The organism is Paenibacillus sp. FSL R7-0204 (genome assembly GCF_038002225.1).
Classification (GTDB): domain Bacteria; phylum Bacillota; class Bacilli; order Paenibacillales; family Paenibacillaceae; genus Paenibacillus_AQ.
Genome location: NZ_JBBOCA010000001.1, coordinates 4,645,325 through 4,660,931 on the forward strand (window position 1 = coordinate 4,645,325; position 15,607 = coordinate 4,660,931).

The window sequence follows — 15,607 nt, forward strand, 5'->3', positions numbered from 1 at the left end:
ATCAATTATAATATTGCAGTGACCCGGCTAACGTCAACAAACGGAAGGCACCACGGAAATTATAATTCTCCGCCCGTACCTTCCGTTGCCTTATCATTCACGGCTTTCCGCCGCGGGTCTAGCAGTAGATAGTAACGCGATGCTGTCCGTCCACTTATTTTAACGTTTCACTAGCAGCTGTATGCCTATATTCCACGGGTCCCTCAGGGTGACTATACCGCCGCCTTCTTCAACACGGTATCCGGCACGCTTCACACGTTCAGCCACTTCATGCACTTCCTGAATATCAGGGAGCAATAATGTAAAATAATCAATACCTGCCGCATTCGCAGGAGCCGCCGGAGCACCCTTGCCAGCCCAGGTATTCAGTCCCATATGATGATGATAGCCTCCAGCCGAAATGAACATGGCCGCATCGCCGTAATGGGCGGTCACCGTGAATCCAAGCGCATCCACGTAGAATTTCTTGGCCTCTGCCAGATCGCCCACATGGAAGTGAACATGCCCCATCACAGTGCCGGCAGGTAGCCCGGTCCAGCTCCGTCCTTCCGAGGCAGCCAGCAGACCGTCCACATCCACCGGATCTGTGGTCATGACCACATCGCCTGTTGCTTCATATTTCCAGGTATCACGGGGCCGGTCGCGGTACAGCTCGATTCCGTTATGATCAGGGTCTTCAATGTATAGAGCTTCGCTGACCAGATGATCCCCCTGGCCCACCGATATCCCGGAGTCGATCAGATTGCGCAGCACTAGTCCCAGAGAAGGCCGGTCCGGCAGCAGAATCGCAAAATGGTACAGTCCGGCCACCGAGTTCCGGCGCATCACCTGAGCCTGCTCAATCTCCCGCAGAACCAGCAGCACCTGCTGGCCGTCCGCCGTCAGTTCTGCCGTACGCCCTTGCTGCCGCAGGATCTTCAGTCCAATCACATTCTGGTAAAAGCTGAGCGAGCGCTCCAAATGACTTACACGAATCTGTACAAGTCCAATTTCCAGTGCCTGCGGTAAAATAGCTGTTGCTGTCATAGAAATCCCTCCTGAAATGAATAGATGCTAATTCAAATACAATCTCCGGTGCATAATAACGGTTAGTGTTAACTGTTCCTATCCTGTCCATGCAAAGGTAATTACGATTTCCGTTACATACTAACTTACTTAATATTAGTAGCATTATATATGTTTGTCAATTACTTTTACAATACATATCATGTCCAACAAAAAAGCCCAGCCTATAGGCCGGACTTCGAAGCAGTCATTCCTTTATTTAAGTTCCCCAAGAATCTCTATCGATACATCCTGTGCAGTAATTCTTAGTTCACTTGGCGGGGAATCCATCAGTACCCGTAGCTCGAACCCCTGCTCCACGGCATAAATCTCGTCATACAGCCAATATTTCTTCTCAAGCGGTTCCGGCAAGCGCAGTCCGCTCACACCACTGAACGTTAGCTTCATCTCACACTGGTAATGCATTGCCCCGCCGCAGTCCAGGATCATCTCCAGCACCCCTTCAGCAGGTAGGGCATAAGAGATTATTCTTGCATCATGCAGACTCTTCTCGACTAGCTGTACGGCGCCCTCCGGGAGTTCATGCTTAACAGCTTCGTACCCTTTCCGGTATTCCCTGAAGAGCGCTTGCATCCGTTCATCATATTCCCTGCCCCACTGCAAGGCCCGTTCCTTGAACTCAGACGCAGGATAGGTGGAGTTTATCGTTCCGTCATGTATCGAGGCGTGGAAGTACCCGGGAAGATATTTAAGCAGATCTTTTTTCATATATTCCAGAAAATCCTTAGCCCGCTCCTCATAGCTGATCCCCTCCGCCACATGCCAGGCCACATCCTCCAGCCAATCCTGCTCCGTCTCCGGGAAGACCATGAATCCGCGCACCTGCATTTCTTCATACCAGGGTATAGTAAAAAATTTCATTCTGCCGTCCCCTTTACGCTATAGCAATCCTTATTTACCTGCCAGCTTCTCCCCCAGATATACCCTCTGCTCCTGCGAAGCCGCCAGAATCCAGACCGTCACTTGCTGCTTGTTGAACCGGAACTCATTATCTATTCTGAGATACGGGAGCTTCGTCCTCCCGAAGGGGCCGTCATTACGCAGCATTGCATTCTCCGCCTTCAAAATATTTTTCACCTGATCTTCACTCAGACGCAGGAACTGTGCAGTCTCTGCAAGTGTCATGAGCGGATGGTCCTCAGCTTGGCTCTCCGTCTGCGCTCCGGCAGGTGTCTGCTGCTGTAGCTCATAACCCGCTCTAATCCGATCGCCAATTACGAAGCTGCTTGCAACCAGACACAAGCCCAGAATCAGAGCAGCTCCCAGGATGGTATATTGATTCTTCATGTACAGCATCTCCTTGTATGTATGGTTAGATAACCATCACTCCTAATATCCCTGTAGTCCTGTCACATATGTGTCAGTCTAAACGATAGAAATTGCAGTGTAAAGTGAACGCCAGGCAGCTACGCATCAAAAAAGTGGCCCCGCCGGTAACCGGCAGGGCCAAAAGTCTATTGTAAGGGGGTCATGTGTCTACTATACTGAGCGAAGCTTAAAGCGAGATGAAAAACACATAAAGGTTTAATAAAAATGAATGAATATATCCAGTAACAAAAAGAAAGACCCTGCCGAGGCACGGCGGGATCTCCCATAAATGGTTCCACTGGGGGGTGGAGAACTTCACTATACTCCCCGAACCTTAAAAAAACATAAAGCGGGGCTGAAGGTTTCCTTAAATTTACTTACATCAGATCCCTGTCTCAACCCACAGGAATCTGATGTACGATCTCATCCAGGGTGACCTCCTGCAGCACATTCTCCATCGCCTTTTGCGCAAGAGAGAACACTGGAACAATAGCGCCTGCAATATTCTTGCCTACCGGACACTCCGGGTTCGGATGCTCATGGACAGAGAACAGGGAGTCCTCTTCCACCGCATTCACCGCCTTATAAATCTGCAGTAGCGTAATGTCAGCCGCACTACGGGCAAGCTTCGCTCCGGGTACACCGGGACGAACCTCCACAAGTCCTGCCTTATTCAGCATACCCGTAAGGCGGCGAATCACTACGGGGTTCGTATTCACGCTGCCGGCGATCCACTCGGAGGTGCTTTTGCCGTCTTTGTTGCTGTCGATTAAGGTTAGAATATGAATAGCCACCGCAAACCGCGTGCTAATGTTCATGTCAATCACTCCTTCACACTGGCCGGAAAACTTCCGCCAGATGCAACTATAATAGTTACATTTAGAGCAATTGTCAATCCCGTGAGGCGTTTGCAGACAACAGAACACTATTCACTATCATAAGCCTGCAATGCCACCGGCAGGGCTTGAATCACCACATTGCCTACCGCCGGAAGGGGCAGAAGCACTGCGCTGATGATCTCATCACGGGTTGCACCCAGTGCTTTGGCATGCTTAACATGAAAGGGCAGCCCGCTTTCCAGCCTAACTGCCGCGAGTACAGAGATATAGGCAATCTCCTCGGTTTTGGCATCCAGGCTGCTTGCGGCATCCAGTTTCTTCACGATTTCGCCAAGGGCCTTTTGCTGCTCCGGCGCTTCCTTCATAAATGTCATAAAAGCTTGACTGACTTGCGGTACATTGTCCACTCAATTAACCCTCCGATTCTGGAAACAGATACTTGCATTCCAAATTATACATCATCTTTAGTATGAGGGCTTCTTGCGTAATGCATACATTACAACTGTTAAATATTCCTATATATAAGACACATTTAAGGTCTGCACTAAAAGCTGGGTCGTCGCTGCGGTGAACATTTGGCCCTCCGGCCGCTGTTGTGTTTGGATTTCTTCATATAAACCGCTCCTCGCGGTAGAAATCCAAACACAAAGGCGGACGCTATCGCTCCTCCAGTTCCAAATTTCCCCTACACTTCTTTTTGCTTTTTATTAATAGCTTTAGTGCGTCTTATATATCTTCACGCATTAGTCAGAATAATCGGCTTGCCCTTGGTGACCACAATTGTGTGTTCAAACTGGGCCACTCGGCTGTTGTCGGCGACGCTGAGTGTCCAGCCATCCGGCTGCTGCTCTACGAAATCAGTGCCTGTGGACAGAAACGGCTCGATGGTAATGACCTGGCCTTCTTTGAGCACCGTCGTTACACGCGGATTATAGAAGGGCAGAATCTCAAACGGCTTCTCATGCAATGCTTTGCCGATGCCGTGGCTGCACAGGTTGCGCACTACTTTATAGCCGCGCTTCCGTGCTTCCGACTCCATAACCCGGCCGATCTCGTTAACCTTCATTCCTGCACGGAGGTGATTAATCACGCTCATCATAGTCTCTTCTGTACTCCGGCAAAGGTGGATCAGCTTCTCATTATATGGAGGCAGTTGAAACGATACCCCGGCATCACCAAAATAACCGTTCAGCTCGGCAGAGACATCAATATTGATCAGATCTCCGGCCTGAATGACACGTTGTCCCGGAATTCCATGGGCTACCTCTTCATTGACACTGATACAGGTCGTTCCAGGGAAGTTGTAGGTTACCTTTGGAGCAGATTTTGCGCCAAAACGGCTCAGAATCTTCGCTCCCACTTCATCCAGCTCCGCAGTCGTCATTCCGGGAACCACACTTTTCTTCATCTCGGCGATGGTGTGGCCTACCACTGCACCCGCCGCTTTCAGTCCTTGCATATCCTGGAGCGTATCGCTCGTCATCCCTGCTCACATTCCTCTCGTTATCAAAGCTTTACCTTGAGTATGTATCCTACAAGTATAACAGCCTTGTTACGCAGAGTGAAATCAACGTACCTCTTAGCTTATTGCACCTACGGCCTTCATCCAGGCATCGGCGATTAAGGCATGTCCGGCAGGCGAAGGGTGTACGCCATCCGCCGCCCAGTAGGCAGGTTCAGCCTTGACGGATGCCGCTGCGAATAGGCCATCCAGCGGCACGAGTACAGCGCCGTATTCACGGGCCAGCTCACGGACTACGTGGATTTTGGGGTCCAGATCCTGACGCCAGCCCTTGCGGTCTTCCGGCACCGGCAATACGAACGGCTCCACCAGCACCAGCTTGGCATCCAGTTGCTGCTTGGTCCGTTCAATCAGATCACGGTAGGACGACTCGAATTCAGCCGCTGTAGTCTCCTGCCCGGAATCATACCACCGCCAGGTATCATTTATGCCAATATAGATAGACACCCAGGTTGGCTTCAGCGCAAGACAATCCCGCTCCCAGCGCTCTTGCAGATCGACCGCCCGGTTGCCGCTGATTCCGCGGTTCAGGAACGTAAGATTCTTCTCCGCATACTGAAGGCCAAGCCGGGCACCCGCCATCAGCGCGTAACCTACACCCAGCGATGAGGCATCGGCGTAATTGCGTCCACAATCCGTGATACTATCCCCCTGGAACAGGATGATATCGTTCTTTTGAAATGGCATGCCTGAAATCCTCCTATGAAAACGTAGTATGTAAACATGATCATTATAGCAAAATGATATTCCTGCGGACACGTTTTCATAGAAAATTATTCCTGCCTGCAAATAGAAATCCCCCTGAACTGCCATATGACAGCCCCAGGGGGATCTTAGGATAAAAGATTAATAGGCCAGGCTGAACAAGCCATGGATATGAGTCAGGTAACGGATGTTACTGGCTTCCTTCATCAGCGTGGCCGGCAGACCCTTCAGCGGAGTGGAGTTACCGCCGACAATGGCTACCCCGTCTTTGCGTCCGAGGCTGGCGAGTGTGCCGGAATTGACCGGGCTGAAGGCTTCCAGCGGCTTATCATTAAGATAAGCGAACAGATTGTAGCCAATCAGCTCACCCATCTGCCAGGCGATCTGTGCCGTTGGCGGATAAGGACGGCCATCCGGTGCAAAGACAACAGCGCTGTCTCCGGCTACAAATACATTAGGGTGTGAAGCGGACTGCAGGAACTCATTCACCGTGGCCCGGCCGCGGTTGACTTCAAGACCGGATTCGCCAACCAGCGGATTGCCCTGTACCCCGCCGGTCCAGACGAAGGTGTTCGCCACAATCTGCTGGCCATCCTTCAGATCAATCGTATTGTCAACCACCTTCGTAACCGGAAGACCCGTCAGGAACTGCACCCCGCGCTTCTCCAGGCTGGCCGTAGCGCGCTCAATCAGATGATCCGGCAGGACGGGGAGAATCTTCGGACCCGCCTCAACGAGCAGCAGCTTGATCTCAGCAGGATTAACTCCGTATTGCTTAGTCAGCTTAGGCAGAATGTCGGCAATTTCGCCTACCAGCTCAACGCCGGTCAGTCCGCCGCCGCCGATCAGAATCGTAGCATCTGCTGCGTTGCGGGTTTTGGAATAGTCACGAATCCGGTCTTCAATATGACGGCGAATCCGCAGCGCATCTGCTGCTGATTTCAGCACCATGCTGTACTCTTCAAGTCCCGGAATACCAAAGTATGCAGTCGTGCTGCCCAGACCGACAACGAGCGCATCATAAGTCAGCATAACGCCGTCCGAGAGAATAACCTGTTTGTTCTCTGCGGAGAACGAGTTGACCTTGGCGATTTTCAGATCAATATCTTTACCGGCGAACAGCTTCGCCAGCGGCATGGCCACCGCCTGTTCAGACGCACTGCCCGCTGCAAGCCGGTGCAATTCCGTAATAATCTGATGTGTCGGATATTGATTGACTACCGTAATTTTGGCTTCCGCTTTGCTCATATATTTACGAACGGTTAAGGCACTGAGCAGACCGCCATAGCCTGCACCTAGAATCACTATATGTTTTGACATCATAATTCCTCCATCATTAAGTATTACGGGTTTATTTGCCCGATTGACGCTCACCGCTGACCTGCAGATAGGCATTCATGAACCGGAGAGCCTTCTGTACCTGCGGGTCCTTGATCATCTTCATCATGCCGAACAGGCTGATGGTTTCGCTGCTTGCCTCCGCGCGGTCCTTCGCTTCAATGACAGTGGCCGCCAGATTCTTGGCCGTGCCCACCACAGGACCCGCCATTTCCTTAATCGCACCGACTGTATCATTCTTAAGTACTTCATCCGTGGCCACCGACTGCACAAAATCTAGTGATTTGGACAATACACTGACCATTTGTGTGATCTGCGGCAGCTGCTCGACCAGTACCATCAGAGATTGCTGAACCTCCGGCTTCAAGAGCTCTTTCAGCACATCCTCTCTGGGAAGAGCTGCTTCTGGTATTTCTTGTTCAGGAAGATTTTGGGTAACGGTTTCTGACATATCGAAGTCTCCTTTTACAAATCGTATTCTTGCATACTGACATCCAATGAAACTATGTGACTATTATAACACTCTATTTGTTATTATTGTCACAATCTTTTTGCCTTTGCAACCTATTTTTGTGATTTTTATCACTCCCTCATCAGTTTTATCGGACTCAGTCGTTTAATCAGGTTAAATTTACAAATTATTATGTTTTTCCTCATTGACGTATGCAAAGAGTCGTGATATCTTAAGCAAGTAACTTAATGTAAGTTCATTAATTAATATCAGCAATTGATTATAACTAAGCAGCATACATAATTAGATGGAGGTAATGACTTATGAGTACTTTTTCCGAATTGGTGCAATCCCGCAGATCAGCTAATAATTTCGTGGAAGGTGTTACCATCCCGCAGAGTGAGCTTGAAGAGATGTTCTCCCTGGCCCGTCTGGCCCCCTCAGCTTATAATCTTCAACATGCACATTATAAGGTAATCAGCGATGACGGCATGAAGGAAGCCATCCGCAAGGACGCGTATGGCCAATACAAGATCCACACTGCTTCTGCTGTTATTGTGGTGCTGGGTGACAAGAATGCCTATCTGCAGGCTCCTGAAATCTATAGCGGGCTTAAGCTGCTGGGAGCGATGAGCGAAGATGCTTACGAGCAAACCATTCAATCCATTAACGATGCTTATACCGGGAATGACGCATTCCAGCGGGATGAAGCGATCCGCAATGCTTCTCTGTCGGCGATGCAGTTCATGCTGATTGCCAAGGATAAGGGCTGGGATACCTGCCCGATGATCGGCTTCGATCCGGAGGCTGTGAAGGCTACCCTCGGTCTGGGCGACCATATGGTTCCGGTAATGCTGATTACGATCGGCAAGGACAACCAGCACAAGATCAGACCGCGCGGCTACCGCAAGCCGGTTAATGAGTTTGTTGAATTCATCTAATAAAAAGGGTCTTCCGGTTAAACCACCGGAAGACCCTTTTTGTATATAATCCTGCCGTATTATCAATCCATACTCACCGCGCATACTGCAGAATCGCCACAGCCGCACGCTCCTGCCGCTCCACATCCGTGCTGTTCAAGGCTGCCTTCAGGACAGCCAGCGCCTGTGCTACTGTAGCTTCATCCACCTGAACCGGACAGGCACCGGCGGCACTCCCGCCATCCCCTGCCTGATTCCCCAGCCAGAGATCGATTCGGGCTGCGGGCAGCACTCCTGAATAGGCAGTTATTCTGCTGTCAGAGGCAAGCAGCTCTGCTACAACCGGATTAACCGCCGCGAGAGGCAGACTCTTCAGCCAGGTGACACCGCGCCGGTGGGCTGTACTATCCTCTGCGCCGCTATGCCGGGTATCATAGAAGTAATCGCCAAGATCCCCCAGGTATACCCACTCTTCATCGGCAATCAGCACATAATCCCCATCCTGCATCGCATTGACGAAGGTATTCAGGGTATGGGTTGCACCCTCCAGCTCCTGCCCGCGGTAGCCGGCGGCAGCTAACTTGCTGCTGATCTCTTCTCTGCTATGCTTCTCCAGATCACCCGTACTGGGATAGCCTGCACATATATAATTATCCTCCAAAAAGGACTTCAGCAGCCCGCTGCCGAGTTCCTCAAGCTTCATTCCATACAAGCTCATTTCCGTATCCTTTCCCTCCCAGGCAAAGCTGCCGGAGTCTACGCAGCATTGAAACCATCCTTTTCATTATACAGCAAAGGCAGTGGGATTTGAATTCAGCAGATTCTAAGGAAAACGCAGGATAACAGCGCTTACAAGATCTTTTTCCAAACAGGAAGTGCAAATTTGAAAATTTCGGCTTTTTACTATTCTCCGCACGGACGGTATAATTCAATTATCAGCTCAAGGAAACAGACACTGCAGGAAGAACGTAAGCCAGGGCAGAATCTCCGGCAGCTAATCTTAAGCAGCGCTCCTCCTTGTGACTGAGACTATATCTTTGATCCTGACATTCCCGCCTGAAGTGAGTCCCTGCACGAAACGGTATGAGCTTCTTAAAGCTCACTGGCTTCACAGGCCCCATCCAATCGTGGTAAGCGGATCAGTTGAGAGCAGTTTGAATGTGCAGGATAGGCAAATATACTGCCGCCTCGGACCATTTCTACCCGGCTGAGTACAAAGGATAGGATAAGGAGTCTGAGACTAACATGGGTATAGTGGTAACAATATAAACCTCTATTGTTGATTCAGTACATCAACAATAGAGGTTTATATGTGTTTGCATGGTCTTACGCTGTTCTATGTTAACGCAGGCCTTCCGCCACTTTTAGCAGCATCTCTCTGGTGACTTCAGGCAATCCGGTCCCTACCTCATGCATTATATTTCTCTCCTCGTTCTCCCGCAGCTCAATCCAGCGGATGTAAGCATAATAGCCATTGCTGTTATACTCATAGGCCTGGTGATCCTCCACATACAAGGCCTCCTCAGAACCTACCTTCAGATGCTCAACCTTTGTATCCGCCCAGACATCAGACATTAGCTGTGCCCACGGTGTAAGGGGGGAATAGGTAACGGAGATGAAATCATTTTCTCCCTTAGGACCTTGATATACCAGTTCAGGTCTTACCGTCCCGGCCAGCTGGTTGGGTACATTGAAGCTCTTGATCCAGGCATAATGATCACCGGGCTTCAGCCGTTTGGTTAGAACATTAGTGTATTTTTTAACCCAGGAATTATCGGTAATGCCCACCGTACTGTCGGATCTTCCTTCGGCAAAATGATATCCTTCCGGCAATCTGCCCGGCACGCTCAGCTTACCAGCGACAGGCTCTATAGCCTCCCTCCAGCTCTCGATATCCTTGAATATCTGCGGACGGTTAATCATACGGAGCTCTTTCATTCCGTTTGGCCTGGCAATTAACAGCATAGCCGATTCATTCACTCCTAGCTGAGACTGAATGTCCCCAATCATCCGCCGGGTCTTGTTGCCAAAGGCTGCAGATTCATTCTCTTCCTGCTGAATGTTCACTTCCAAGCTGGTGGCTCCATAGGTAACCTGCCATAGCCGCTCCGCACCATAGACCACGCCTCCGAAGAGCATCAGTCCGCAGAGTACCAGGGCGATCCTAGCTGTCCCGCGCACGCGCACGGGCCTCCCGGTAAGAATATTTCTTCTCTGCTGCGGCTGATGGAATTGCTCAAAGCTCGCTGCTAACCGCTGCTCCAGCGGCTCCGGCATCGTTGTATATTGTTTATACCTGTTGAACTTCTGTTTCAGTTGACTTTCGGCAGACATGTCCATTCCCCCTTCATCTCCTCGTCCGCTGTAAATGCCACATTCTGGCGCAGCGCCTTATGGTGCCTGGATTTGGCGGTTCCCAGCGGTATGTCCAGGGCCGCTGCAATCTCGTCATAGCCGGCCGAAGGTTCCCTTAATGTGCAATTTATTACATCCTGACATATCAAAAACCGGCTGCCCATGAATTTCATCATGTGCAACCGGTTCTTTTGCTGCCGCCGGAACCTCCCTGGCTATGCGTTACAGATTACAAGGGCTCATTCCCCCATACCAGACTGCCGGAGATATAGGCCGGAAGCTTGGCCCAATCCGCAGGAGCTGTGCCTGCTGGATTGAAGGAATAATCGCCGGTCTGGGAGTAATTGCTCCAATCTGCCTTGGAGGCCCGCATCTGAATATCTATGCTGGCTCCCGGAGCAAGCGAGCCTGCTGCTGCTGTGAAGCCCAGCTCCAGGTAATGATCCGCGCCGCTCAAGGCTGCCGGAAGCTTCACGAACGTCCCAGTCACATTGGCGCTCCCTACCTGCGACCAGTCACAGAAGAAATTCTGGGCCTGCTCGCCATCACTCGTGTAATAATATCTGAGCTTCACATCAGCGAGGGAGACCGCAGCCGTGCCGGTATTCACCAGCTTGATCCGCGGGCTGAGGGCATTGACAGCATTAGCCGTGCTGCTATTAAACATCTGGACCTTCAGACCGCCGTCCACCGGCGCTGTCGTATCTGTTACCGTGACCGCCAGGCTCTGCGGTGCGCCGGCACTGAACTGGAAGCTCAGCGTGGTTGTTCCCGCAGCCTGTGCTGCCAGATAGGCCTTGTGGATCGTTACAACCGACCCGCTCACTGTATAATCCGTTCCGGCGGTTAACACTGCCGGGCCGTTTTTAATAGAAGCTAAAGTATTCCCGTTCAAGGTCATCGCTATTTCGATGTCGCTCTGATTGCCCGTCTTCTTGTCGAAGCTGGCAGTGACTGGTGTTATGGTTGAATCATTGGCCGTAGATGTCGTATCTGCCACCGTAACCGTTAAGGTCTTCGCAGCTCCGGCACTGAAATGGAAGCTTAATGTGGTAGTTCCCACAGCCTGCGCTGCCAGATAAGCTTTATGAATCGTCACTGTTGAACCGCTGACTGTATAATCCGTGCCAGCAGTTAGTGCAGCTGCTCCATTGGTTATGGAATCCAGGGTATTTCCGTTCAAGGTCATCGTCACTGCAATGTCGCTCTGATTCCCTGTCTTCTTATCAAAGCTGGCAGTGACCGGCGAAATTAATGAGCCTGCTGCCGGAGGATTCACCGGATCAGCATATAAGGTCCCGCGTCCGTTCGTCCCGAGATAGACGCGGCCATAGACGCGCGGATCTCCTGTAATCGCCATATTGATTCTGGCATACTGGTGGGCGTCATCGTTGATCCGCACCCAACTGGCTCCGGCGTCATCCGAGCGGAATACTCCTCTTACCCCGTCGATCTGGGCTACCGTATAGAGTGCCATATAATTCTCACCCGGTGCGGCCTTACCGAATCCGATCAGATCCGCCTCTTCCACATTACTCAGCTTCGTGAAGCTGGCACCTGAGTTGGTGGAGTGCCATATGCCGTACTTGTCCAGCGGGTGTCCTCCGGCAAACCAGATATCCCCTTCCACGCCTGGCATGGCCTTCAGGCTTACTTGCGCCTGGCTCGGCTGCAGGCCGTTCACGTTATTGGCTGGCAAGCCGGTCGCAGCCGTAGCTGTGAAGGTGGCTCCGCTATCTGTACTGACATAGAGCTTGCCCTCATAGAAGCCGTAGAATTTATTCGGATTCACCCGGTCGGATGCTATCTTCGCTCCGGCAGGAATTCCGCTGCTCGCTGTCCAGGAGTTGCCGCCTGACTTGGAGTAAAAGACCCCGATATCCGAGGTGCTCCACAGAAGCGCATTCCCACTGGCAGATACAGCTACCTGACCCTGCCCTACCGTGGTACTGCCTCCTTTGGAGGGTTCTGCATTCGGCATGTACCAGTTTTTGCCGTTGTCATTCGAGATCCCAATCGACTTACCGTTCGGATATTTCTCTTTGTCCACACCGCCGACACGGACAACATAGGCCGGGTCCAGCTCCGCATAATCGATACTGTTCGTGCTGGCCCAGGAAGGGCTGGTCTGGAACTTGACCGGTGCCGCTGTTAGATCCTCATACCGGAAGCCGGACACATCGCCAAGCGCGGTAATCAGGTGGGCACCCGCTGGCGGGCTGATCAGCCCGAGCACTGCGGTCTCTTCTACCCCTTTGGCCATCACGGATATCTTGACCTTGCCGCCGGTGTCCCAGGCTCCGAGGTTATTCGTACCGTAGATCGTAGCACCCGTGCCGTACATCATCCGGTCCGAGTTGAACGGATCAATCTCAAGGTCCCCGATCATCCAGCCCATCTTCGGTGCAGGATCAAGCGAGCTCGAAGTCAGCCCAAGATTAAGCCACGGCGCCGCCGTGATGTCCATCTCGAACTTGTAGTTGCGCTCCGGATAGAAGCCCCAATCCCAGATCCGGCTCCAGGTCTCTCCGCCGTCCTTACTGCGGAAGATCACCTCGTCCGGCCACCAGGCATTAAGGCTGGCGACCATAAGCGTATTCGGATGCTGGGCATCCAGCGCAAGTCCCCCGAAGCCGTAGAAGTTGTCAGCTCCGGTAGTCGGGCTGATGTTTTTCCAGACGCCGCTGGTTGTGTTATACTTCCAGACCTCGCCTTTGCGTCCGTCATACGGCCCGACCCCGTCACTATAGGTAAGGTACAGATCGCCGGTTGCCGACAGCTCCCCATGATGCGGAAGCAGGCCTACCGGCTGCCCCGGCAGCGCTGACCAGGTTGCACCTCCATCTGTGCTGCGGAACACACTTTTAGCGGTATCCGCGACACCGACATAGATCGTCTGGGTAGCTTGTCCGGCAGAGCCCGTGCTTTTATCAAAAGTAATCCAGGACAAGCCCACGATATCACTCTGATACTCATTCGCCGGATTCTGAACATACGTCCCTACATTAGTGAAGGAGGTAACCTTAGACCAGGTCACGCCGGAGTCCATACTCTTCCACAGACCGTTCCCGCTCCGCGCCCCGAAGAACAGGATGCTGTTCTTATTGGGATCAATCACCAGCCGTTCCCCGGCTGAACGTCCTGGCATATTGCCTCCAACCTTGAACGGTAGCGGCGTAGACTGCCAGGTATCCCCACGGTCGCTGGAACGCATAATTTGACCGTTGCCATCCCAGGAATTCGTGTACGTGCCCGTTGCCATATACACCTTGTCCGGATCAACCGGATCAGTAGCCAGCGCGTCTACGCCGTTCTTGTTCCAGTCCACCCAGCCGACCGAGTCAGTCAGCGGAATCCAGCTCCCGTTCGCCTCATTCCAGCGGTAAGCCCCGCCAATATCCGTCCGCGCATAGATCAGATTCGGTTCCGTCTGGTTGAAAATAATCCCCGGCACAAAACCGCCGCCCGCACCGGTAACCACACTTTTCCAGCTGTAGTCTTCACTGGCTGCGGCATGGGTTACAGCGGGAGCAACGTTCAACAAAGAGCCTGACATCGCTATCAGCAGGACGAGTATTCCTAGTCTTCGGATACGTTTTCGACTCATGATCCTTACCTCCCCAAGCATACTTTGGTAACGCTTCCATTATAGAGCAGATTTCGCCCAGCCTGTGAGAGAAAACGGTTGATTATGCGGGAATTTTGTCAGCAATTAGCGCACCATTTTCACACTTGACGAAATTGGAGGTTGGGTAATACGAAAAAACCTCGCGATCAGCAATCGCAAGGCAGTTCAAAGTTAGTTCTCCATTGGGGGCGGCAGCACAATCGGCTGATAACATAGCGCAGCATCTACAATCTCCTCCGGTGTCAGCTCCGGCTCATTCCAGAAGATCAGGTCGCTCACGCCGGGATGAGCCACATTGCTCGCTACGACCTCCAGCCACTCATCCAGCTCCGCCTCTGTTCCCTCGGCGTTCACGATCTTGGTTACGAGAGCGATCAGTTGTTGTCGGGATAGGGACATTTTAGGGGCCTCCTTTTATGTGTTAAATATCCATTTCACCACGTTGTGACTATTGCGCATCATCTTATTTGGGTCGGTATGGTAGTCCACCACCACTTCCACACCTAATGCGGCAACAAGGAAATCATTCATTAGCTCGGAAGATAACAACAGGTTTGATAGTGCATCATAGAAGGGCTGGCTACGTTCGTTCAGCGTATCGTCTAAGTAATCTAAATGCTGCGTATTGATTGCAATACTTGTTAGATAGATGCCTTCTTCCATGCTAAAAAAAGCTACAAACCTATTCAGCTTAGCCTCTCCTTGGATTAGAATAATTCTCCCTTCCTCAAGAAGAGCGGAAAAAGGGTCTGCCAGCATTTCCAGAATCGTGTGGGTTCTCGCATCTTCATATTCCCAGTTTTTTATTGATTCGATATGCTTGATAACAGGTTCAAAACCCTTGTCTCGCACAATTCTCAACAATTTATCCGGGTCAATGATGTCCCCAGAGTAGATGACTATGTTGAAGTTAGCGGCTATGGGAATCACCTCGCTCAATAAATATGTATTAGTCAAATTAAATGGGCCTGCTGGAGTAGCAGCTTATCATGATCGGTTAACTGCAGCTTAATTCCAGACAGCATTTTGTTAGAGAAATAAAAACTAATATTCTCTCCCACTTGTACAATCTCGTCAGGTTGACTTGCATTCAATAAGCAAAAGATGCTTTTGTCTTTATAAGCCACTGTTAACTCGCCTTTCTCCTTAATAAGATAGTCATCATCCATCCTTTCCACTGATGTTAAAGATAAAGCGGGAAGCCCGGAGGTTCTTATCTGCGGATCATTTACAAACTTATCTGAAAATGAGTCAACAAAAAATGTCAACTCATTAGGGAGCAAAACCTCTTCACTTGTATAAGTCCCCCAACTTTTTTCAAAGTAAATAATGATAGGTTTTATACTATATATTATAGATAATCAAGTGCTAATGCAGTTCCTGCAATACCCTGCCGGTTAATGAAGTCAAGCAAACCCGTTATAAAATGGTCATATGCATTCACTCTCTCGTCAAAGTTTATTAAATATCCATTCA

General features: G+C 51.0%; 17 protein-coding genes. 1 reads left to right on the forward strand and 16 read right to left on the reverse strand.

The window, feature by feature from the left end; all coding sequences use genetic code 11:
- Positions 1–159: 159 nt before the first annotated feature.
- From MKX42_RS20605 to MKX42_RS20645, 9 genes are all read right to left on the reverse strand, one after another.
- Positions 160–1,026: a VOC family protein gene (locus MKX42_RS20605; RefSeq protein WP_340754139.1), complete on the reverse strand. Its 867-nt coding sequence runs from the start codon at positions 1,024–1,026 to the stop codon at positions 160–162.
- Between the two features lie 234 nt (positions 1,027–1,260).
- Complete coding sequence (locus MKX42_RS20610) at positions 1,261–1,926, reverse strand: DUF4085 family protein (protein ID WP_340754141.1); 666 nt, start codon at positions 1,924–1,926, stop codon at positions 1,261–1,263.
- A 30-nt stretch (positions 1,927–1,956) separates the two neighbouring features.
- On the reverse strand, positions 1,957–2,352 hold the full coding sequence (locus tag MKX42_RS20615) for a hypothetical protein (protein ID WP_340754142.1): 396 nt from the start codon (positions 2,350–2,352) through the stop codon (positions 1,957–1,959).
- A gap of 416 nt (positions 2,353–2,768) precedes the next feature.
- Complete coding sequence (locus MKX42_RS20620) at positions 2,769–3,191, reverse strand: Rrf2 family transcriptional regulator (RefSeq protein WP_340754143.1); 423 nt, start codon at positions 3,189–3,191, stop codon at positions 2,769–2,771.
- 107 nt (positions 3,192–3,298) lie between these two features.
- Positions 3,299–3,586, reverse strand: a complete 288-nt coding sequence (locus MKX42_RS20625) for a carboxymuconolactone decarboxylase family protein (protein WP_036695137.1) — start codon at positions 3,584–3,586, stop codon at positions 3,299–3,301.
- A 362-nt stretch (positions 3,587–3,948) separates the two neighbouring features.
- Positions 3,949–4,695: a type I methionyl aminopeptidase gene (gene map, locus MKX42_RS20630; protein ID WP_340754145.1), complete on the reverse strand. Its 747-nt coding sequence runs from the start codon at positions 4,693–4,695 to the stop codon at positions 3,949–3,951.
- 96 nt (positions 4,696–4,791) lie between these two features.
- On the reverse strand, positions 4,792–5,421 hold the full coding sequence (locus MKX42_RS20635; RefSeq protein WP_340754147.1) for an SGNH/GDSL hydrolase family protein: 630 nt from the start codon (positions 5,419–5,421) through the stop codon (positions 4,792–4,794).
- Between the two features lie 159 nt (positions 5,422–5,580).
- Complete coding sequence (locus tag MKX42_RS20640; protein WP_340754149.1) at positions 5,581–6,759, reverse strand: NAD(P)/FAD-dependent oxidoreductase; 1,179 nt, start codon at positions 6,757–6,759, stop codon at positions 5,581–5,583.
- A 31-nt stretch (positions 6,760–6,790) separates the two neighbouring features.
- On the reverse strand, positions 6,791–7,228 hold the full coding sequence (locus MKX42_RS20645) for a DUF1641 domain-containing protein (RefSeq protein ID WP_340754151.1): 438 nt from the start codon (positions 7,226–7,228) through the stop codon (positions 6,791–6,793).
- Between the two features lie 323 nt (positions 7,229–7,551).
- Between MKX42_RS20645 and MKX42_RS20650 the strand changes: the two genes are divergently transcribed.
- Positions 7,552–8,169, forward strand: coding sequence for a nitroreductase family protein (locus MKX42_RS20650; RefSeq protein WP_340754153.1), 618 nt, complete (start codon positions 7,552–7,554; stop codon positions 8,167–8,169).
- 73 nt (positions 8,170–8,242) lie between these two features.
- Here the strand turns inward: MKX42_RS20650 and MKX42_RS20655 are convergent, their stop codons facing one another.
- From MKX42_RS20655 to MKX42_RS20685, 7 genes are all read right to left on the reverse strand, one after another.
- Positions 8,243–8,851, reverse strand: a complete 609-nt coding sequence (locus MKX42_RS20655) for a hypothetical protein (RefSeq protein ID WP_340754155.1) — start codon at positions 8,849–8,851, stop codon at positions 8,243–8,245.
- Between the two features lie 638 nt (positions 8,852–9,489).
- Positions 9,490–10,482 (reverse strand): hypothetical protein, encoded by a 993-nt coding sequence (locus MKX42_RS20660; protein WP_340754157.1) that lies wholly within the window; start codon positions 10,480–10,482, stop codon positions 9,490–9,492.
- Positions 10,461–10,679, reverse strand: a complete 219-nt coding sequence (locus MKX42_RS20665) for a hypothetical protein (RefSeq protein WP_340754158.1) — start codon at positions 10,677–10,679, stop codon at positions 10,461–10,463. Before MKX42_RS20665 ends, MKX42_RS20660 begins: the two co-directional genes overlap by 22 nt.
- A gap of 53 nt (positions 10,680–10,732) precedes the next feature.
- Entirely contained in the window at positions 10,733–14,110 is a 3,378-nt protein-coding gene (locus MKX42_RS20670) for a X2-like carbohydrate binding domain-containing protein (RefSeq protein ID WP_340754161.1), read from the reverse strand.
- A gap of 192 nt (positions 14,111–14,302) precedes the next feature.
- A complete protein-coding gene (locus MKX42_RS20675) occupies positions 14,303–14,530 on the reverse strand; it encodes a hypothetical protein (protein ID WP_340754163.1) in 228 nt (75 codons plus the stop codon).
- Positions 14,531–14,545: 15 nt separating this feature from the next.
- Complete coding sequence (locus MKX42_RS20680) at positions 14,546–15,088, reverse strand: hypothetical protein (RefSeq protein ID WP_340754165.1); 543 nt, start codon at positions 15,086–15,088, stop codon at positions 14,546–14,548.
- Positions 15,085–15,414 (reverse strand): hypothetical protein, encoded by a 330-nt coding sequence (locus MKX42_RS20685; protein WP_340754167.1) that lies wholly within the window; start codon positions 15,412–15,414, stop codon positions 15,085–15,087. Before MKX42_RS20685 ends, MKX42_RS20680 begins: the two co-directional genes overlap by 4 nt.
- Between the last annotated feature and the right edge of the window lie 193 nt (positions 15,415–15,607).

Bases quoted from the DNA above. Each gene is read 5' to 3' on its own strand.
- MKX42_RS20625 (WP_036695137.1), bottom strand. From the start codon at position 3,586: ATGACATTTATGAAGGAAGCGCCGGAGCAGCAAAAGGCCCTTGGCGAA.
- MKX42_RS20655 (WP_340754155.1), bottom strand. From the start codon at position 8,851: ATGAAGCTTGAGGAACTCGGCAGCGGGCTGCTGAAGTCCTTTTTGGAG.
- MKX42_RS20610 (WP_340754141.1), bottom strand. From the start codon at position 1,926: ATGAAATTTTTTACTATACCCTGGTATGAAGAAATGCAGGTGCGCGGA.
- MKX42_RS20645 (WP_340754151.1), bottom strand. From the start codon at position 7,228: ATGTCAGAAACCGTTACCCAAAATCTTCCTGAACAAGAAATACCAGAA.
- MKX42_RS20615 (WP_340754142.1), bottom strand. From the start codon at position 2,352: ATGAAGAATCAATATACCATCCTGGGAGCTGCTCTGATTCTGGGCTTG.
- MKX42_RS20620 (WP_340754143.1), bottom strand. From the start codon at position 3,191: ATGAACATTAGCACGCGGTTTGCGGTGGCTATTCATATTCTAACCTTA.
- MKX42_RS20670 (WP_340754161.1), bottom strand. From the start codon at position 14,110: ATGAGTCGAAAACGTATCCGAAGACTAGGAATACTCGTCCTGCTGATA.
- MKX42_RS20660 (WP_340754157.1), bottom strand. From the start codon at position 10,482: ATGTCTGCCGAAAGTCAACTGAAACAGAAGTTCAACAGGTATAAACAA.
- MKX42_RS20675 (WP_340754163.1), bottom strand. From the start codon at position 14,530: ATGTCCCTATCCCGACAACAACTGATCGCTCTCGTAACCAAGATCGTG.
- MKX42_RS20650 (WP_340754153.1), top strand. From the start codon at position 7,552: ATGAGTACTTTTTCCGAATTGGTGCAATCCCGCAGATCAGCTAATAAT.
- map (WP_340754145.1), bottom strand. From the start codon at position 4,695: ATGACGAGCGATACGCTCCAGGATATGCAAGGACTGAAAGCGGCGGGT.
- MKX42_RS20605 (WP_340754139.1), bottom strand. From the start codon at position 1,026: ATGACAGCAACAGCTATTTTACCGCAGGCACTGGAAATTGGACTTGTA.
- MKX42_RS20635 (WP_340754147.1), bottom strand. From the start codon at position 5,421: ATGCCATTTCAAAAGAACGATATCATCCTGTTCCAGGGGGATAGTATC.
- MKX42_RS20640 (WP_340754149.1), bottom strand. From the start codon at position 6,759: ATGTCAAAACATATAGTGATTCTAGGTGCAGGCTATGGCGGTCTGCTC.
- MKX42_RS20665 (WP_340754158.1), bottom strand. From the start codon at position 10,679: ATGATGAAATTCATGGGCAGCCGGTTTTTGATATGTCAGGATGTAATA.